The following is a 17,389-nucleotide window of genomic DNA, read 5'->3' on the forward strand; positions in this document are numbered from 1 at the left end:
TTCCGATTAAAGCCTCTCGGTAGCGACCGATAGTTTCACGAATAACTTCCGGGCGAAGTAGCGTTCCTCTTCCTTTATTCGCGATGAACGAAAAATTCAGGAAGACAGCAGGGTGGATAGACCGTTATTTCCTGGGTATATAGTAATATATAGCTAATTATGGTTTTCTTGATTTTTATCAAGCGGTAGTCTTCAGCACCTCGGCATCTTTGTGTGCATTAGAATTATAACGAACCAAAATACCTCCTATATGTTTATCGGACACTTCGGACTTGCCATGGGTGCAAAGAAAGTCAACAGCCAAATCTCTTTAGGTACGCTCTTTATGGCGTTTCAATTCCTGGATCTGGTGTGGCCGGTAATGTTGCTGTCGGGAGCAGAGCAGGTAGCGATTCACCCGGAATATACCGGTGCTATAAAACTGGAATTTGTGCATTATCCGTTTACGCATAGCCTGCTGGGAGCCAGTGGTTGGGCTATTGGCTTCGGAGGAATTTACTGGTTGATAAAGAGAAATCTGAAGAGCGCGGCACTGCTGGCACTCGGTGTGGTGAGCCACTGGTTTCTCGACCTCATAGTACACTTTCCTGATCTGCCGCTATACCCGGGTGCTACGGTATATTTTGGTTTGGGAGGCTGGGCTTCCACGGCATTAACCGTTACGCTGGAGCTGATACTGTTTGTTGGTGGAATTGCTTTATACTTAAAGTCAGTACAAATAAAGAATACAACCGGCAAAGTGTTGTTCTGGCTATTGATCGGGCTGCTATCACTGATAGAGGTTTCTAACCTTGTGGGGCCGCCACCTTCCAGTGTAGAAGTGTTGGCCTGGTCGGCAAACCTGCAGTGGATCCTGGTGGCACTTGCGTATGCCGTAGATTATAATACACGTACGGCAGGGGAGAAGCTACATCACGAATACGGGCAATCACCGCGGTAAACGTCATGTATACAGTTCATCTGAAGGAAGCCGGTTCACTGGTATATTTCTTCCAGATTCATTTGATTTGCTTATGAACTCAGGTCTGTCAAGATCCGGTTCGCTTTAAAGGCTTACTTATGAATGAACTGGAACAGTATATTTCTGTATTCTTTGGTGTAAATGAAGAAGACACGCGGAAGATCGCTTCTTACTTTCAGCCCGAACTATGCAAGAAGAACGATTTCATCCTCCGGACCGGTGCTACACGTTGCTCCCTTCATTTTCAACGGTCTGGCTATTCGCGTTTCTTTATCGAAAGCCCGGAAGAGGAGATTACGCAATGGATTGCAGCACCCGACAGCTTTATTACCGACCTTGCTGCACTCATGTTCCAGACACCGGTCAGATTCAATATCCAGGCACTCACCGATTGTGAGTTATTCACCATTTCTGCAGACGACTATAACAATCTTGGCAACGTAATTCCTGCATGGCACCGGTTGGAGAAGTTGTTCCTGGGCAAGTGTTTTATATTCATGGAAGAACGCCTGTTCTCATTACTGTCCATGAACATGGAAGAACGTTATGACTGGTTGTTCAGTAAAGCACCATCTTTGTTCAACCAAGTACCACTGCAATACCTGGCTTCCATGTTGGGCATGACGCCTGAAACATTAAGCCGTATCCGGAAGAAGGGACAAGGCAGAATTTAATGAAACCAAGCCTGTACTGCATCGATCGGGTGAACAACAGTCAGGTAAATTGTTTATTGTGAGGAGTACGCATAATGGATACTTCTTACCATTTACGCACCCGAATGGTGCATCTCCTAAAGCGAGCTGAAAAAAATATTGAAAGTTAGCGTACTTCATGTGACCTGAAGGCTGCAAAGTTATCATAAACAGGATGAGGGTGGGTAGCTTTCATTACATTCATGATAAATAAATTACTATAACGTTTGAAATGTACGGAAGTAACAAGTGTTCATGTAGCGGCTGTAAGATGTCACCTGCAGGTATTAATATTTAAGAATCAATGCTTGCCAGTATACCATACTTCGTATACTTTTGCGACCCAGGTGATGAAGGCTCTTTTACAATACATCCTATTCCTGTATGTTCTCCTGAACGGATATAGTCACCTGCATGCGCGCACGTCCGAATGTGCCATCCTTTCCATAGTAAATGATCAGAAGTCAGAACAGGTCGTGTTGTGTACAGCAGACAATGACGCGTCCGGTTTACGATTTATATCACTCGGTACAGATAAACGGAGATTTGAGTTAAGCGTACCCTTCATTGAGAATCGCGAAAATGAAGAAGAAGACGATGAATCTGTTTCGCTGAGAAAACGTATCGAGAGCGGTAGTTACTCTACTGCTATTTTTTCAACTTATACATTAGGGTATTTTTTTAACTACAGTAAAAAAATCCTATCTTTTCAATCGAGTTTCTCTTATTCGTCATCATATCAATATCTGTTATTCCAGGTATTCAGGATATGATCAAAGAACTCAAGCAGGCAATTGAATTTGCCCTAACCTTCCGGTTGTGATTTTTAACTGCTAAGCATCCTGATTGCCTAGCAAAGAAGGGTGCCAGGTATAAATACTTATAGCTCTTAATAAATCAAGATTATAAATCGCTTTTAACGTAAAACTACCATGAGGAAAATTGTAATGCTCATGAGCTTGTGTGCCTTACTGGTTTATACAGGCTGTGGGTCTAAAAAAGAAGAAAAGGAAGAAGAGTACAAATTTTTGGTGACCAGTCCGATGAGGAAGGATACACTGGTTAACCGTTCGTACGTATGTCAAATCCGCGCCATACAGCATATAGAGCTGCGGGCGCTGGAAAAGGGTTATCTGCAGAATATTTATGTAGATGAAGGTAAGAGCGTGAAGAAAGGTCAGCTGATGTTTCAGATCATGCCGTTACTTTATAAAGCAGAATTGCAGAAAGCGGAAGCGGAAGCCAAGTTTGCCGAGATTGAATATAAAAATACCAAGCAACTGGCCGACAGCAACGTAGTATCGCCCAACGAACTGGCATTGGCCAAAGCAAAATATGATAAAGCAAAAGCAGAGATGGCGCTGGCTCAGGTTCACCTGGGCTTCACAGAGATCAAAGCTCCTTTCGATGGTATCATGGACCGTTTCCAGGTTCGACTTGGAAGTTTGGTAGATGAAGGCGACTTACTCTCCACACTGTCGGATAACAGTGAGATGTGGGTATACTTCAATGTACCGGAAGCTGAATACCTCACCTACAAAGCAGCACAAAAGAAAGACAGTCTGATGAGAGTAAATCTTCAGATGGCAAATGGTGAAATGTTCCCATATCCTGGTACTGTAAAAACCATTGAAGCCGACTTTAATAACGAAACTGGTAACATCGCTTTCAGGGCTACATTCCCTAATCCTAAAGGATTGCTGAGACACGGCGAAACCGGTAATGTGATTGCTACTGCTCCACTGAAAAATGCATTGATCATTCCTCAAAAGGCAACTTTTGAAGTATTGGAAAAGAAATACGTTTTCGTTGTGGATAAAGACAACACCATCCGTCAAAGGGAAATTGCTATTGCTGCCGAGATTCCTGATTTATACATTATTTCGTCAGGCTTGACAGAAAATGATAAAATCATGCTGGAAGGTATTCGCAAAGTGAGAAACGAAGAGAAGATTGGAGAGTACAAGTTTGAGGACATGAAGACCGTGCTTCCTCGCTTGAAAGTTTATGTCGAATAATTCCACTTTCATTAAATAAGGAAATACAATGTTTAATGCATTTCTAAAGAGGCCGGTACTCGCGATCGTACTTTCGCTCGTGATTATTTTCATGGGGGTGCTGGCCATCAATACACTGCCTACTTCGCAGTTCCCGTCTATTGCACCGCCAGTGGTAATGGTGTCTGCATCCTATCCGGGAGCGAGCGCTAAAACACTTACAGAGTCTGTTATTATCCCGATCGAGCAGGCTATCAACGGTGCGTGGGGTATGCGCTATATGTCATCTGATGCTACCAGCGCGGGTGAAGCTAACGTACAGGTGATCTTCGAACCGGGCACGGATATCAACCAGGCACTGGTGCAGGTATCCAACCGCGTGGAGCAGGTGCGAAACCGATTGCCTGAACTCGTACAACGTGAAGGGGTAATCATCACACCGGTTATCCCCAGTATGTTGATGTACGTGAACTTGTACAGTACAGACAAGAATGCCAACATGAAGTTCTTGTTCAACTATGCAGGGGTAACGATGATTCCTGAATTGCAACGTATCAACGGTATTGGTCAGGCCCGTATCCTCGGTAGCCGTCAGTATGCCATGCGTGTGTGGTTGAATCCGGAGCGTATGCGTGCCTATGCTATATCGCCTGATGAAGTGATGGAAGCATTGGCCGATCAGAGTATCATTGGTAAGCCCGGTCGTATCGGTCGTGGTGACTCCAAGCGTGCCGAAGCATTGGAATATGTATTGGCTTATTCCGACCGTTACAGCGATCCCAAACAGTATGAGAACGTCATCATCAAAGCAAACTCCAAAGGAGAATTGCTTCGCCTGAAAGACGTAGCCACTGTTAATCTGGGTAGCGAGTATTATGATATCTATTCCAACATCAACGGCTATCCGTCAGCGGCTATCGTGCTCAAGCAAACCTATGGTAGTAATGCCAGCCAGGTAATTGAAAACGTGAAGAAGAAACTGGAAGCGTTGGAGAAGGATTTCCCTCCGGGGATGAAGATCGAAGTGAGCTACGATGTATCGCAGTTTCTTGATGCATCAACCGAAAACGTAATCCATACATTGAGAGATGCATTTATTCTCGTAGCATTGGTGGTGTTCGTCTTCCTGGGCGACTGGAGATCGACATTGATTCCAACACTGGCGGTACCTATTTCGCTTATTGGTGCCTTCATCTTCATGCAGGTGTTCGGGCTCACGATGAACATGATCACATTGTTTGCTATTGTGTTGGCCATTGGTATTGTGGTGGATGACGCGATTGTGGTGGTGGAAGCGGTGCATGCCAAAATGCACGAAGAACATCTTACCCCCTATAAAGCCGTACAAAAAGTATTGGGCGAAATCAGTGGTGCCGTTATCGCCATCACGTTATTGATGACAGCGGTGTTCGTGCCGATCGCTTTTATGTCGGGCCCTGTTGGTGTATTCTATCGTCAGTTCTCCATTACCATGGCGAGCTCGATCATTCTTTCCGGTCTCGTTGCGTTGACATTGACACCAGTGCTCTGCGCCATGATCTTAAAGAACACACATGGTCAGCCACGATCCAGAAATATATTCAACCGATTCATTGACAGCTTCAACAGCGGATTTGAAAAGGTAACAGATAAGTATGTATGGGTGCTGCGAAAGATAGCACACCGCAGATGGGTAACCATTTTACTTTGGCTTGCTTTCAGTGCCGGTATTATTGCCATTGCCAGCAACCTGCCTTCGGGTTTCATTCCAAGTGAAGACCAGGGCATGCTGTATGCCATTGTGCAGACACCTCCCGGATCTACACTGGAACGTACCAACGATGTTTCACTGCAACTTCAGAAACTGATTCAGAAAGTAGAAGGTGTGAAGTCGGTATCATCCATTGCCGGATATGAAGTACTTACCGAAGGTCGCGGATCGAATGCGGCTACGTGTTTGATCAACTTAAAACCATGGTCGGAGCGTGAACATACCGTACAGGAGATTACCCAGGAACTGGAAGAAATATCCAAAGAACTTCCGGGTGCTACGATCGAATTCTTCGATCCTCCGGCAGTACCGGGTTTCGGTGCAGCGGGTGGTTTTGCCTTGCAGCTTTTGGATAAAAATCCGGATGGTACTTACGATGATCTTGAAAGAGTGAAGAACGAATTTATGGAGCAGCTCGAGAAGCGCAAAGAGCTCACCGGTTTGTTCACCTTCTTCAGTGCCAACTATCCTCAGTATGAAATTGAGATCGACAACCAGTTGGCGATGCAAAAAGGCGTATCGATTGGTAATGCCATGAACACACTCTCCATTTTTGTGGGTAGTACATACGAACTTGGTTTTATCAAGTACCAGCGTTTCTTCAAAGTGTTTGTGCAGGCTGCTCCTGAGTTCAGACAACTTCCTAAAGATGTACTGAACCTTTGGGTGAAGAACGATAAAGGTGAAATGGTGCCTTTCTCTGCCTTCATGAAAATCAAGAAGAAGCAGGGTGCCAACGAGATCAACCGCTTTAACATGTATAACACGGCCGCCATCAGGGGAGGTCCGGCACCAGGCTACAGCTCGGGTGAAGCGATTGCTGCAGTAAAAGAAGTAGCTGCAAAAACATTACCCCGCGGTTATGATATTGACTGGGCTGCACTTTCGTATGACGAAGTGAGACGTGGTAATGAAGCGCTTGTTATATTCCTCATCGTGTTGGCATTCGTATACCTCGTACTTGCCGCACAGTATGAAAGCTTTATCATTCCACTGGCGGTTGTGCTTTCATTGCCAGCCGGGGTGTTCGGATCATTTATGTTGATCAAGTCGATGGGACTCGCCAATGATATATATGCGCAGGTGGGGTTAGTCATGCTTGTCGGTCTGTTGGGTAAGAACGCGGTGTTGATCGTGGAGTTTGCCATGCAGAAACATCACCAGGGAGCTACTGTATTGGAAGCTGCCATTGAAGGTGCCAAAGTTCGTTTCCGTCCTATCCTCATGACTTCATTCGCTTTTATTGCCGGTTTGATTCCGTTGGTAATGGCGCATGGTGCGGGTGCCATCGGAAACCGTACCATTGGTTCGTCTGCACTGGGAGGTATGTTGTTCGGTACAGTATTCGGGGTAATTATAGTACCCGGTCTATACTATATCTTCGGAAGAATTGCAGAAGGACGGAAGTTGATCAGAGATGAAGACGAAGACTCTCTGACCGAAAATCTGGTACATCAAATGGATAAATTTCCTCAATCTAATGACAGTGATGACAATGCGCACTAAAAGAATAGTAAGTGGCCTGGCCATAAGCTGTATGCTCGTATTGGCTGCAGCTTGTAGTTTACCGCCTTCTTTGGTTCATCGATCAGAGAATAAAACGGTACCTGGAAACTTCAGCGACAGTTTAAAGGATACTACCAATACAGCTACCATCAAGTGGAAGGAGTTTTTTACAGATCCTAACCTGACAAGCCTGATCGATATGGCACTGGCGAATAACCAGGAGTACAATATCATCATGCAGGAGATTAACATCTCGCAAAATGAGATACGTGCACGGAAAGGGGAGTATTTGCCTTTCGTGAATGTAGGGGCCGCTGCCGGTGTTGATAAGGTTGGACGATATACACGCTCGGGCGCTGTTGAAGAAACAGATGACATCGCTCCCGGAAGAAGATTCCCCGACCCGCTTACCGACCTGATGTTGGGTGTAAATGCATCGTGGGAAGTCGATATCTGGAAGAAGTTACGCAACTCTAAAAAGGCTGCTGTACACAGATACTTGTCTTCGATAGAAGGACGGAACTTCATGGTGACCAACCTGATTGCCGAGATCGCCACATCGTATTATGAGTTGATGGCCCTCGATAACCAGTTGGAGATATTGAAGCGAAACATCGAAATCCAGCAGAATGCATTGGAGATTGTAAAGCTCGAGAAGCAGGCCGCAAAAGTTACCGAACTCGCTGTGCGCAGGTTTGAAGCAGAAGTGCTCAAAAACCAAAGCCGCTTGTTCTATATTTCGCAGCAGATCGTTGAGACTGAGAACCGTATCAACTTCCTGGTGGGTAGATTCCCGCAACGTGTGGAGCGCAACTCACAAGGTTTTGTTGACCTGGTGCCTGCATCGATTCATGCCGGTATACCTTCTCAGTTGCTGCGCAATCGTCCTGACATCAGACAGGCTGAACAGGATCTGGCAGCGTCCAAGCTGGATGTAAAGTCGGCTCGCGCTAACTTCTATCCAAACTTAAGGATCACAGCCGGTATAGGGTATAATGCCTTTAACTCACAGTTCCTGATAAGAACACCCGAGTCGTTGATTTACTCGGCAGCGGGTGAGTTAATTGCACCGCTGATTAACCGGAATGCAATCAAAGCATATTACTATTCGGCAACTTCGAGGCAGATTCAGAATGTATACAACTATGAGCGTGCTATTCTGAATGCGCACATCGAAGTGATCAATCAGCTCTCGAACATCAACAACCTGCAGAACAGCTATGATCTGAAGACGAAACAGGTGGAAGCACTTGTGCAGTCGATTGATATATCTACCCGTTTGTTTAAATCAGCGCGGGCAGACTATATGGAAGTATTGCTGACGCAGCGCGATGCACTCGAATCACGATTTGAGTTAGTAGAAACCAAAATGCAACAGATGAATGCCGTGGTAAACGTTTACCGCGCACTGGGTGGCGGCTGGAACTAAGCACGCAGGCATAACGAATAACAGAGCCCGCTGGTCATTGATCAGCGGGCTTTTGTTTTAGAGCATGGTGAGTTGATGAAAAGGAGTATTTTTAGATGCTTGTTCGATGTTTAGTCTAAAGATACCCGCTATGAAATTACTGGCCACACTATTCACTTTTGCGTTGAGTCTGTATGCGCAGATGTTGCCTGCCCAGCAAGCTCAAAAACTCCGGGTGATGATATTGACGGATATAGAGGCTGATCCGGATGACACACAGTCGTTGGTGAGGTTTCTTACCTATGCCAATCAGTGGGATATAGAAGGACTTGTGGCTACAACGTCTATCCATCAGAAAACGAGAGTAGCTCCGGAGAGTATAGATAAAGTATTACGCGCCTATAGTAAAGTGCAGCCTAATTTACTGCTGCACGAAAAAGGCTATCCATCGTATGAGCAGCTTCGGGATAAAGTAAAGAAAGGGCTGCCGGTATATGGTATGGCAGGAGTAGGAGAGGGAAAAGATTCACAAGGCTCCGATTGGGTTGTGCAGGTATTGAATAAATCTGATGATCGTCCGGTATGGATCTGTGTTTGGGGAGGCCCCAACGTGCTGGCACAGGCGTTGTGGAAAATACGTGCTACAAAGTCAGCAGCGGAGGCAGAAAAGATATACAGGAAAATAAGAATATATACTATATCCGATCAGGACGACAGTGGCCCGTGGATCAGGAAAAACTTCCCTGGTATATTTTATATCGTTACACCCGGCTACAATTACGTGAATGCTACCTGGCTCGGCATCGCGATGCCGGTACCAGGCTCCAACCTGGAAGTAACATCGAACGACTGGCTTGCCAAAAATATACAGCAAGGTCATGGCCCGTTGGGAGCAGCGTATCCTGATGTAGCCTACGGTATGGAAGGAGATACACCTACATTTATGAATCTGGTCAACAATGGATTGAACGACCCGGAACATCCCAACTATGGCGGATGGGGCGGCCGTTATGAATTTTACCTTCCCGAATTTCGAGACTCAAACACCGGGATGTTTAAGCGTGATCACTGGCCGAGCGATGAACCCGAAACCCGGGCCATCTGGACGAATGCCAATGACTCGCTGGTATCTCTTGTTGATAACAAAAGTTATGTAAGTAATCTGGCCACGATATGGCGCTGGCGCGAAGCCTATCAAAATGATTTTGCTGCACGCATCGCCTGGTGCACCAAAGCTTACCATGAAGCGAACCATGCGCCTGTAGCAGCATTGGCGCATCCTGCTTCCTTTAGTGTAAAGTCAGGAGAGCAATTTCATTTGAATGCCGATGGCACATACGATCCCGATGGTGATTCGATGAGTTACCTGTGGTTTCAATACAGAGAAGCAGGCACCTATCCCGGTATAGTGAGCTTTAGTCCGTATGCATCCAACCTGTACGATCTTCCGGTAACGGCTCCGAAAGTAGAGAAGCCTCAAACCATTCATTTCATCTTGCAGGTAAAAGACAAAGGAACACCGGCACTGGTAAGCTATAAGCGGGTTATTGTTACGGTGCTGCCGAAGTAAAAGACAGCCAGGTGTTTTTCATCTGACTGAAGAAGATTGAAATACGGAGTATAGATTTTATGCAGTGTCAGGTGGAATACCTGACACTGACGGATATTTACACTGCCTTAAGCAACAACTCTGTTCTCTTTCACAAGATTTTTATAGTGACCGGTAACGAATTTATCGATAGCACTCATGAACGCTTCAAGCTCCATTTCATCCAGATCGATAATTACATCGTTGCCATTAGTCATCACCACCTGAATCTTGTGCAACACTTTTCTCTCATCACGGGTAAGTGCAATATGCTGTATATCTTTCAATGCGAATATCCCCGTTTTCTGATTGTTCTTATACTCGATGGCATCATCGGTAAGTTTCAAAAAGTCGTTGTAGTTGTTGATGCCAGAGACGAGTTTAATAACCACTGGCAAAATGCAGCAGACTGCAGCCCAGATGAAAAAACGAACTGTCCTGATTTCAAATTCGAGATAAACAAAAGCGAAGATTGCCGGTATAATGCAGTAGATGAGCAACTGTGTTTTCAATTTTGTTCTGTGGTTTCTGAAGATCACTCCGTTTGCAGATTCTTTTATCCGCAGCGGAAACAGGAACTCTTCCCATAGAATCAACACCATTATGATCACAGCACTGCTGATGAGAAACATGCCCAGGTATGCATCGGTGCCATCCAGAAGCTGACGCCAGGTAACGTTAAAAATCTGAGACGATAAAAAGAATGATAAAAAGAAGATCAGAATTAAAAGTCCTATGCTAAATTCTTTCGGATAGGTTGGTCGTATAATCTTTCCCATTAGCTCACTGCGTGCTTTACTTTGAAACAAATTCAGCGCGATTATACTGAAAAATTAGCCCACATCGCGATTATCTTATTTCATTTTTTGCTAAGGACAGCGCTGGTTTCAGCAATCAACGATTGCATCAGATCTGCGGCCTTTTTATGTTTTACAAGCGGTGCAATCTGTCCACCCCAGAAAAATACCATCTCCTCTTTTTGCTGTTCCAGCGCAGCTTTGCGAAGGGTGCTCATAAAGGTAGTTTGTAATGGAAACGGAAGTATGTTGTTTTCTTTACCGATCATGTCTTTGGCAAGTGCGGTGCTTAACCCTCGTCCCAGGCGACCTGTATGAGCCCTTGAGAGCATGGTATATTTCGCTCTGTCAGAAAATAATGCTGCTTTGTGTGCCGGCACTGCTGCCGACTCATCACATGCCAGGAAGGCGGTGCCGATTTGTACAGCGTCAGCTCCCAACGTGAGGGCTGCTGCTATACCCCGGCCATTAGCAATGCCACCTGCGGCGATTACCGGTACGTGAACTTTCTCTTTGATAAGTTGCAGCAAAACAAATGTACCGGTAGTAGATTGCTCCGCTGATGCCAGGAACGATGGTCGATGCCCACCCGCCTCAAACCCCGAAGCAATGATCATATCAATGTCTGCATTTTCCAAAGCAATGGCCTCATCGAGCGTAGTGGCCGCACCGATAAGTTTCATTCCACGTTTGTGGCATGCTTCGATAATATCGGCAGAAGGTATACCGAATACAAAGCTCAGTACCTGGGGTCGTATATCCAGCATTACCTGCACCTGGTCTTCGAAACGTGATTTGAAAGGAGCAGGTTTGGCTGGTAATTCAATACCGGCTGCATCAAAGTATGGCTTGAACTGCGCTCTTACACGATCGTAATGTGCATCGTTAACCGTGCCCTGTATAGCATCGGTATCAGATACCCACAGATTTAAATTATAGGGTTTATTTGTAACCGCTTTGAGCTTCTTGTCAAGCTCATATATATCCTGCACACTCATAGTATAGGCCCCATAGCCACCCAGGCCTCCCAGGTTTGACACGGCTGCTACGAGCTCTACGGAAGAGAGTCCACCGCCAAACGGCCCTTGCAGGATGGGGTATCGTATATTCAGGATGTCTGTTATTTTTGTTTTATACCACATGTCGTTAATCGTTACAGGTTATCAGTTAATTGTTATCTGTTACACGAAATTATTAACGATTAACCTGTAACGGATAGCGGTTTTTACAGATCCACATGTGTGAGCATTTTATTGACAATTGCCCACCGGTTATCCAATTTATGAAACGAGAGCAGATCATAATAATTAAACTCATACATCTTTACGCGTGCCTTTACCATTGCAATGGTGTTGATAACATCAATCGAGATGATCCCGCAATCAAAAGGTTTTGCAGAATCTTTCGGGCTCACACGGTCGGCAACACCATTCAAATATTGTTCAAGCGTTTTAGCATACGGCTGACCTTTGATGTCGCCGAAAAGCAGTGTGTCTTTATGAAAAGCCCGGCCTAGCAACTCCACATTGCCGGTATATATTCCTTTAAAGTAGTAAGCTTCCATCACCTGTATGATAGCAGCCTCGTTCGTTTTGTTTGTATCTGTTTTCATCCTTTTATGTTTTTCACAAGGCGATCGCCTGTGGTGTCGTCATACATTTCAGCTACCATCGCGAAGTCGGTATTGCTACCGCTTCGCAACCTGGTAACAATAATATTTTGCCTTTTATGACTGCTTTTTATCAGCGGTAATGCCTCGTTCTCTCCATACAGATACTTGCTCACCGGCATAACCCCAGTTGTCGAGATCGATTTCTTGTATGACTACGTGTGTAAGATGAGGGTCTTTGTTGAGCACCTTGGTAACCACTTCGGTTACGCCCTTGATCAGCTGTTGCTTCTGTTCTCTGGTAACGCCTTCGCGTGTTACTTCAATTTTAATGTATGGCATGGCGATGATCGATTAGAAGATGGCAGGTTGATGAACGAGTTCCGCGGTGATGCTTACGTGCAAGTCGAAATCGTCATAGATCAATGTGTCGCCAAGATCTTTGAAGAAATTGCCCGAGCGAAAACGGATGCCAAATTTCGTGCGGTCGATCGTGATTGTGCCCGTAGCCGTTACAGACTCTTTTGCCAGATTTACCTGCGCTGTGAAACTCACGGGATGTATGATTCCCTTCACGGTAAGCAAACCGCTGATGCGATAGGAATTATCATGGCGGGGTTCTGTACTGGTAATCTCGAATGAAGCTTCAGGATATTGTTCGATGTTGAAGAAGTCATCCGAAGCCAGGTGTCCTGCGAACTGAGCGTTCGTAGCAGGGTCTGTAACATCGAGGATGTTAATCGACTTCATGTCGATTACGAAACGTCCGCCGGCAAGTCGTTCGGTGTTGAAGAACAGCGTTCCTTCTTTGATGGCGATCGTACCGTTGTGTGCGCCCGTAACTTTACGGCCAATCCAGTCGATGGTACTTTGTGCTGTGCTGATCTTGAATTTTTGTGTTTCCATTTTTTTATGTTTACATGAACAACACAAACATCGCCGGTGGAGTTGACGCGGGCGCGTGACCTACATCACATTTGTTGGCTATCGTATTCTTATGTGATCTGTATCACATCAATCAGGAATTATAGAGGCGGCTTAGCGTTTCGCGGGATACTCCCAGGTAGGCTGCAATCAGATTTTTAGGCACCAGGTTATATAGCTGCGGGTATAGCGCCAGCAGTTCTTCGTACCGATGCCTGGCATCATTGTTCATAAGCGAAAGCAGGCGCTTCTGTGAGGCAACATACCCTTTGTTGGTACGCCACCGGAAGAAATGTTCAATGGCATGGATCTCCTGGCAAAGCTTCTCCCGATCTTCTGCGTGCAGGCAAAGTACTTCGGCATCGGTAATGCAATCAACACCTACATTGCTTTTTATACCGGTATACAGCGCCTCATAGTCGGACGCCCACCAGGTAGGCATGGCAAATTGGAGAATAAACATTTTAAGATCGCTGTTGATATAAAATGTTTTCAGGCATCCTTCAATTACGAAATATTCACGGTCAACCGTATCGCCTTTACTAATGATAGCCTGACCTTTTTTGAATGACTGCAATTTGAAATGAGAAAAGAAATAATCGAACTGATCGTCAGAAATAGAAATAGTTTTAGCGATGTGTTGCCTGAGAATTTCTTTGGCATTCATGATGCTATCGTAAAGTTACCGGCAACTTTACTTATTTTTATCTACGATTCAAATCCCAATTGGCATGACGTACTCTGTCAGACTTGCCCGCTGCATCCTTTTGCAGTTTGCTGTGCCTGATTCCGTAGCCTATGTATATAAAAATGCCAATGATCAGCCAGATGATGAGTCGCAGCCAGTTAGCAGGTCCGAGTGAATAGATCAAACCGGTACAAACAGCAATACCGAGAACCGGAACTATAGGCACCCACGGTGTGCGAAAGGGACGAGGTGTAGCAGGATCGCTTTTACGTAAAATGATAATGCCCAGGCACACCAATACAAAAGCGAAGAGTGTACCGATCACGGTCATGTTTGAGATAACAGATGCAGGAACAAACGCGGCAATGAGTCCTACAAAAACGAAGAACAGCAGGTTTGATTTCCAGGGTGTTTTAAATTTAGGATGAAGCTGTGAAAATACCTTCGGCACCAATCCATCTTTCGACATGGAGAAGAATACGCGCGATTGTCCCATCAGCATAACGAGTATCACGGAAGAAAATCCGGCCAGTATAGCAACCGTTACCAATGTAGAAAGCCATCGATAGTCTTTCATATAGGTGTCGATTACATACGTAACGGAAGCCTCCTGGCCAACGGTTCTGAACTCTCTATAGTTAGCGACACCGGCAAGCACATGGGCAAACAGAATATAGAGGATTACACAAATCAAAAGTGACAGCAATATACCTTTCGGCATGTCGCGTTGCGGATTTTTTGATTCCTGCGCTGCTGTAGATACCGCATCAAATCCGATAAAGGCAAAGAACACTACGCTGGCGCCGGCAAATATACCCGTCCAGCCATATTCACCTGATGGATCGGCTGCGCCGGACGGTATATAGGGAGTATAATTAGCGGGATTGATATATGACCAGCCAAAACCAATAAACAGTAATACGATGCCTACTTTAATGATAACAATGATGCCATTTACCAGCGATGATCCTTTGATGCCTCTGATCAGCACAAGCGATAATAACAGGATGATAAAGAGGGCGGGCAGGTTCATAATGCCTCTCACGCCATCGGCTGAATATTGAAAAGGTGAATGTGAGAACGCATAGGGAATCTGAACATGAAAAACATTGCTTAATAACTTATTCAGATATTCAGACCACGATGTGGCCACCTTGGCCGAAGCAACACCATATTCCAGCACCAGATCCCATCCAATGATCCAGGCTATAAATTCGCCCATGGTTGCATACGCATAGGTATAGGCGCTGCCCGCAATCGGGATCATAGAAGCAAACTCGGCATAACATAAACCCGCGAGCGCGCAGCCAATGCCTGCTATAAGAAAGCTGATGGAGACTGCAGGGCCGGTATGGAATGCAATGGCTTCAGCGGTACTGGTGAACAATCCGGCACCGATAATGGCGCCGATGCCGAGTGCAATAAGCCCCCAGGTGCCAATGGTTCGTTTCAATCCTCTATCCTCATCAGAAGCCTCGTTTACCAGTTGACTGATGTTCTTTTTAAGCCAGAGATTTGCCATAGGTCGCGGGGTTTTAGTGAATAGTCAAAGCTAGCGGGCACCCCATGCGAGGCCGCGTGTTGTTGTAAAGAATAGCAAAAAGTAATCGGGAGAAAGAATGTGTAACGGCAGTTACACTAAATTACAAATGGATTTATACTCTTGATTTTCAGGAGCATTAACAAATTCGCGCAGCAGCGTTTCATCAATTTTTATATTCTCGGGAATAATCCTGAGCCGGTACTTTCCCTGGCCGATGAAGGTAAAAAGATCTTTGCGTTCCAGCTTCTGATCTTCTTCCAGCTTCAGTATTTCATTCATGTTATCGATGATCCGGCTCAGGTAGGTTTGATTATTGATCTCGCCACCCAGACCGATGAGGATACTTTGAGCGGTCTCGCTGCCGTATTTCCGCCGGATGGCAAACTTGAACAGGTTCACATATTGCGTTGTCCTGGAACCAAATTCAATGGTAGCGCCAGTTACTTTTTTGGAAGGGATGGTAATTTTGATCAGCGACCAGTCCATGAAACTGATCATCATCTCATTCGGCCGGGGTGTATTGGCCAATTGAATAACCCAGCTGGTTGCCAGCACCAGTGTGATGGCAATGAACGAAGTTTTGGCTGTTATCTTGATCAGGTCTTTTGTAAAGTCATTATACAAATCCGGAAAAGCATCGGGCAGGATAGAGACGAATATAAAAACAATGGCAATGACAGAGATTATGGCAACAACCCGAAGTCCTCGGTTGGCGAATGTTCTATAGAAGGTAACGATGAGCAAAAACGTTAAAAAGCCAGACAGGATCAGGTCGGGAAGTGCACGCAGGCTGACACTGTGTTGCTCATGATGCTCACCGGCAAACAACGGTATAGCACCGGTGAGCAGTGCCATGAACAGAATGAGCACCACGATACGGATACTGTTCTTTTTATGCTTGTGAATAAACTGCGGGGCGTGATCGGCATAACACAACGCGAGAAACAGAAAGAGATCGTTGGTGATGGAGAACAGGTTATTGCCCGTTTTGAAATATAGCGTTTCATAAAAATGATACGCATGGCCGAGGTAAGCCCAGCAACCGGCCACTACCCATACAAAGATGGCAAGGCTTAGATACAGTAACCCTTTATCCACACGCCTGGGAGCATTGTCTTCCTGCAGAATATGCCGGAAGCGATCGCTTATGTTATACCAGATGGCCAGTAGCAGCAATGCACCGGTAAACGAAATGATGATGTGTGCGAGTATATGAAACCTGATTACGTCTGCCATGCGGAACAGCGTTACCTGATGCTAAATTGTGAAGCGATTAAAACGGGATGAACTTTCATCCATCATAATAGTAGGTAAAATAAAGAAATTCATGAAATGATGAACCGTTATCTGTTAATCGTTACAGGTTAATCGAAAATGCGGAGCTTGAAATTTACCGGATGGCAATCGACATATCCAGGCACTCTGTGAGGATGAATAGGATGCTTTGAATATTCGCCGCCCGGTTTCCGGCATTCACCTACCGGTGTCCTGAAACGGCCTTTTTACAATGGCCGGGGTGCATTTGTGTACCGTTCTTTACATCATAATCGCACGGCAATGGAAATGCATAACAACACCACAACAGAAAACAAGTCGCGGGTTCGTTCATTACTCGCGGTTATTGGTATACTGACTGCCATTATAGGCTCGCTGGTATTGTTCCCGAATGTTAATACCACAGAGCAAGCCAACACGAATGTCTCTAATCCTCTAAAGACTTTAAAGATTATAAGCACAAGCCTGCCTTCCATGACCTTTGGTGACGTGGTGATTAACTAACATGTCTGACTGACGGGAATGAAGTATAATTTCAATAACACCACGATATCAATCTCATTCCGCGGGCTTCCTTCATACGGAAACATCCCACGCCTTGTTGGTGAAGGAAACCAACAAGGGCATGAGAAATCAAGAGTTGAACAACTT

Annotated in this window: 16 protein-coding genes; 8 read left to right on the plus strand and 8 right to left on the minus strand. The window is 45.4% G+C overall.

Annotated features, from left to right (window positions below):
- The first annotated feature begins 250 nt into the window (after window positions 1–250).
- The 7 genes from V7Q33_RS17170 (at window position 251) to V7Q33_RS17200 (ending at window position 9,884) form a co-directional block, all read left to right on the plus strand.
- A complete protein-coding gene (locus tag V7Q33_RS17170) occupies window positions 251–940 on the plus strand; it encodes a metal-dependent hydrolase (protein ID WP_333820602.1) in 690 nt (229 codons plus the stop codon).
- A gap of 119 nt (window positions 941–1,059) precedes the next feature.
- Entirely contained in the window at window positions 1,060–1,635 is a 576-nt protein-coding gene (locus tag V7Q33_RS17175) for a Crp/Fnr family transcriptional regulator (protein WP_331981135.1), read from the plus strand.
- A gap of 368 nt (window positions 1,636–2,003) precedes the next feature.
- A complete protein-coding gene (locus tag V7Q33_RS17180) occupies window positions 2,004–2,426 on the plus strand; it encodes a hypothetical protein (RefSeq protein ID WP_333820603.1) in 423 nt (140 codons plus the stop codon).
- Between the two features lie 159 nt (window positions 2,427–2,585).
- A complete protein-coding gene (locus tag V7Q33_RS17185) occupies window positions 2,586–3,671 on the plus strand; it encodes an efflux RND transporter periplasmic adaptor subunit (protein WP_333820604.1) in 1,086 nt (361 codons plus the stop codon).
- Between the two features lie 28 nt (window positions 3,672–3,699).
- Window positions 3,700–6,906, plus strand: a complete 3,207-nt coding sequence (locus V7Q33_RS17190) for an efflux RND transporter permease subunit (RefSeq protein WP_331981129.1) — start codon at window positions 3,700–3,702, stop codon at window positions 6,904–6,906.
- Window positions 6,896–8,335, plus strand: a complete 1,440-nt coding sequence (locus V7Q33_RS17195) for a TolC family protein (RefSeq protein ID WP_333820605.1) — start codon at window positions 6,896–6,898, stop codon at window positions 8,333–8,335. Before V7Q33_RS17190 ends, V7Q33_RS17195 begins: the two co-directional genes overlap by 11 nt.
- 130 nt (window positions 8,336–8,465) lie before the next feature.
- Window positions 8,466–9,884: a DUF1593 domain-containing protein gene (locus tag V7Q33_RS17200; RefSeq protein ID WP_333820606.1), complete on the plus strand. Its 1,419-nt coding sequence runs from the start codon at window positions 8,466–8,468 to the stop codon at window positions 9,882–9,884.
- Between the two features lie 107 nt (window positions 9,885–9,991).
- On the opposite strand, the gene V7Q33_RS17205 is transcribed toward V7Q33_RS17200, so the two are convergent.
- The 8 genes from V7Q33_RS17205 to V7Q33_RS17240 all read right to left on the minus strand — a co-directional run bounded on the left by V7Q33_RS17205 (window position 9,992) and on the right by V7Q33_RS17240 (window position 16,699).
- Window positions 9,992–10,681, minus strand: coding sequence for a heavy metal transporter (locus tag V7Q33_RS17205; RefSeq protein ID WP_331981125.1), 690 nt, complete (start codon window positions 10,679–10,681; stop codon window positions 9,992–9,994).
- 80 nt (window positions 10,682–10,761) lie between these two features.
- Complete coding sequence (locus V7Q33_RS17210) at window positions 10,762–11,841, minus strand: NAD(P)H-dependent flavin oxidoreductase (protein ID WP_333820608.1); 1,080 nt, start codon at window positions 11,839–11,841, stop codon at window positions 10,762–10,764.
- A gap of 83 nt (window positions 11,842–11,924) precedes the next feature.
- Entirely contained in the window at window positions 11,925–12,311 is a 387-nt protein-coding gene (locus V7Q33_RS17215; RefSeq protein WP_333820609.1) for a nuclear transport factor 2 family protein, read from the minus strand.
- Between the two features lie 114 nt (window positions 12,312–12,425).
- Window positions 12,426–12,650 carry a tautomerase family protein gene (locus tag V7Q33_RS17220; protein ID WP_333820610.1) on the minus strand — a complete coding sequence of 75 codons (225 nt, stop codon included), beginning with the start codon at window positions 12,648–12,650 and terminating at the stop codon, window positions 12,426–12,428.
- Window positions 12,651–12,662: 12 nt separating this feature from the next.
- Entirely contained in the window at window positions 12,663–13,214 is a 552-nt protein-coding gene (locus tag V7Q33_RS17225; RefSeq protein WP_331981117.1) for a YceI family protein, read from the minus strand.
- Between the two features lie 112 nt (window positions 13,215–13,326).
- Window positions 13,327–13,899, minus strand: coding sequence for a Crp/Fnr family transcriptional regulator (locus V7Q33_RS17230; RefSeq protein WP_333820611.1), 573 nt, complete (start codon window positions 13,897–13,899; stop codon window positions 13,327–13,329).
- 37 nt (window positions 13,900–13,936) lie between these two features.
- Window positions 13,937–15,442 (minus strand): amino acid permease, encoded by a 1,506-nt coding sequence (locus tag V7Q33_RS17235; protein ID WP_333820612.1) that lies wholly within the window; start codon window positions 15,440–15,442, stop codon window positions 13,937–13,939.
- 111 nt (window positions 15,443–15,553) lie between these two features.
- Window positions 15,554–16,699 (minus strand): hypothetical protein, encoded by a 1,146-nt coding sequence (locus V7Q33_RS17240; protein WP_333820613.1) that lies wholly within the window; start codon window positions 16,697–16,699, stop codon window positions 15,554–15,556.
- Between the two features lie 321 nt (window positions 16,700–17,020).
- Here V7Q33_RS17240 and V7Q33_RS17245 point away from each other — a divergent pair, with 321 nt between their 5' ends.
- Window positions 17,021–17,242: a hypothetical protein gene (locus V7Q33_RS17245; RefSeq protein WP_333820614.1), complete on the plus strand. Its 222-nt coding sequence runs from the start codon at window positions 17,021–17,023 to the stop codon at window positions 17,240–17,242.
- The last annotated feature ends 147 nt before the right edge of the window (window positions 17,243–17,389 follow it).

The sequence above is a fragment of the Ohtaekwangia sp. genome (assembly GCF_036786105.1).
Taxonomy (GTDB): Bacteria; Bacteroidota; Bacteroidia; order Cytophagales; family Cyclobacteriaceae; genus Ohtaekwangia.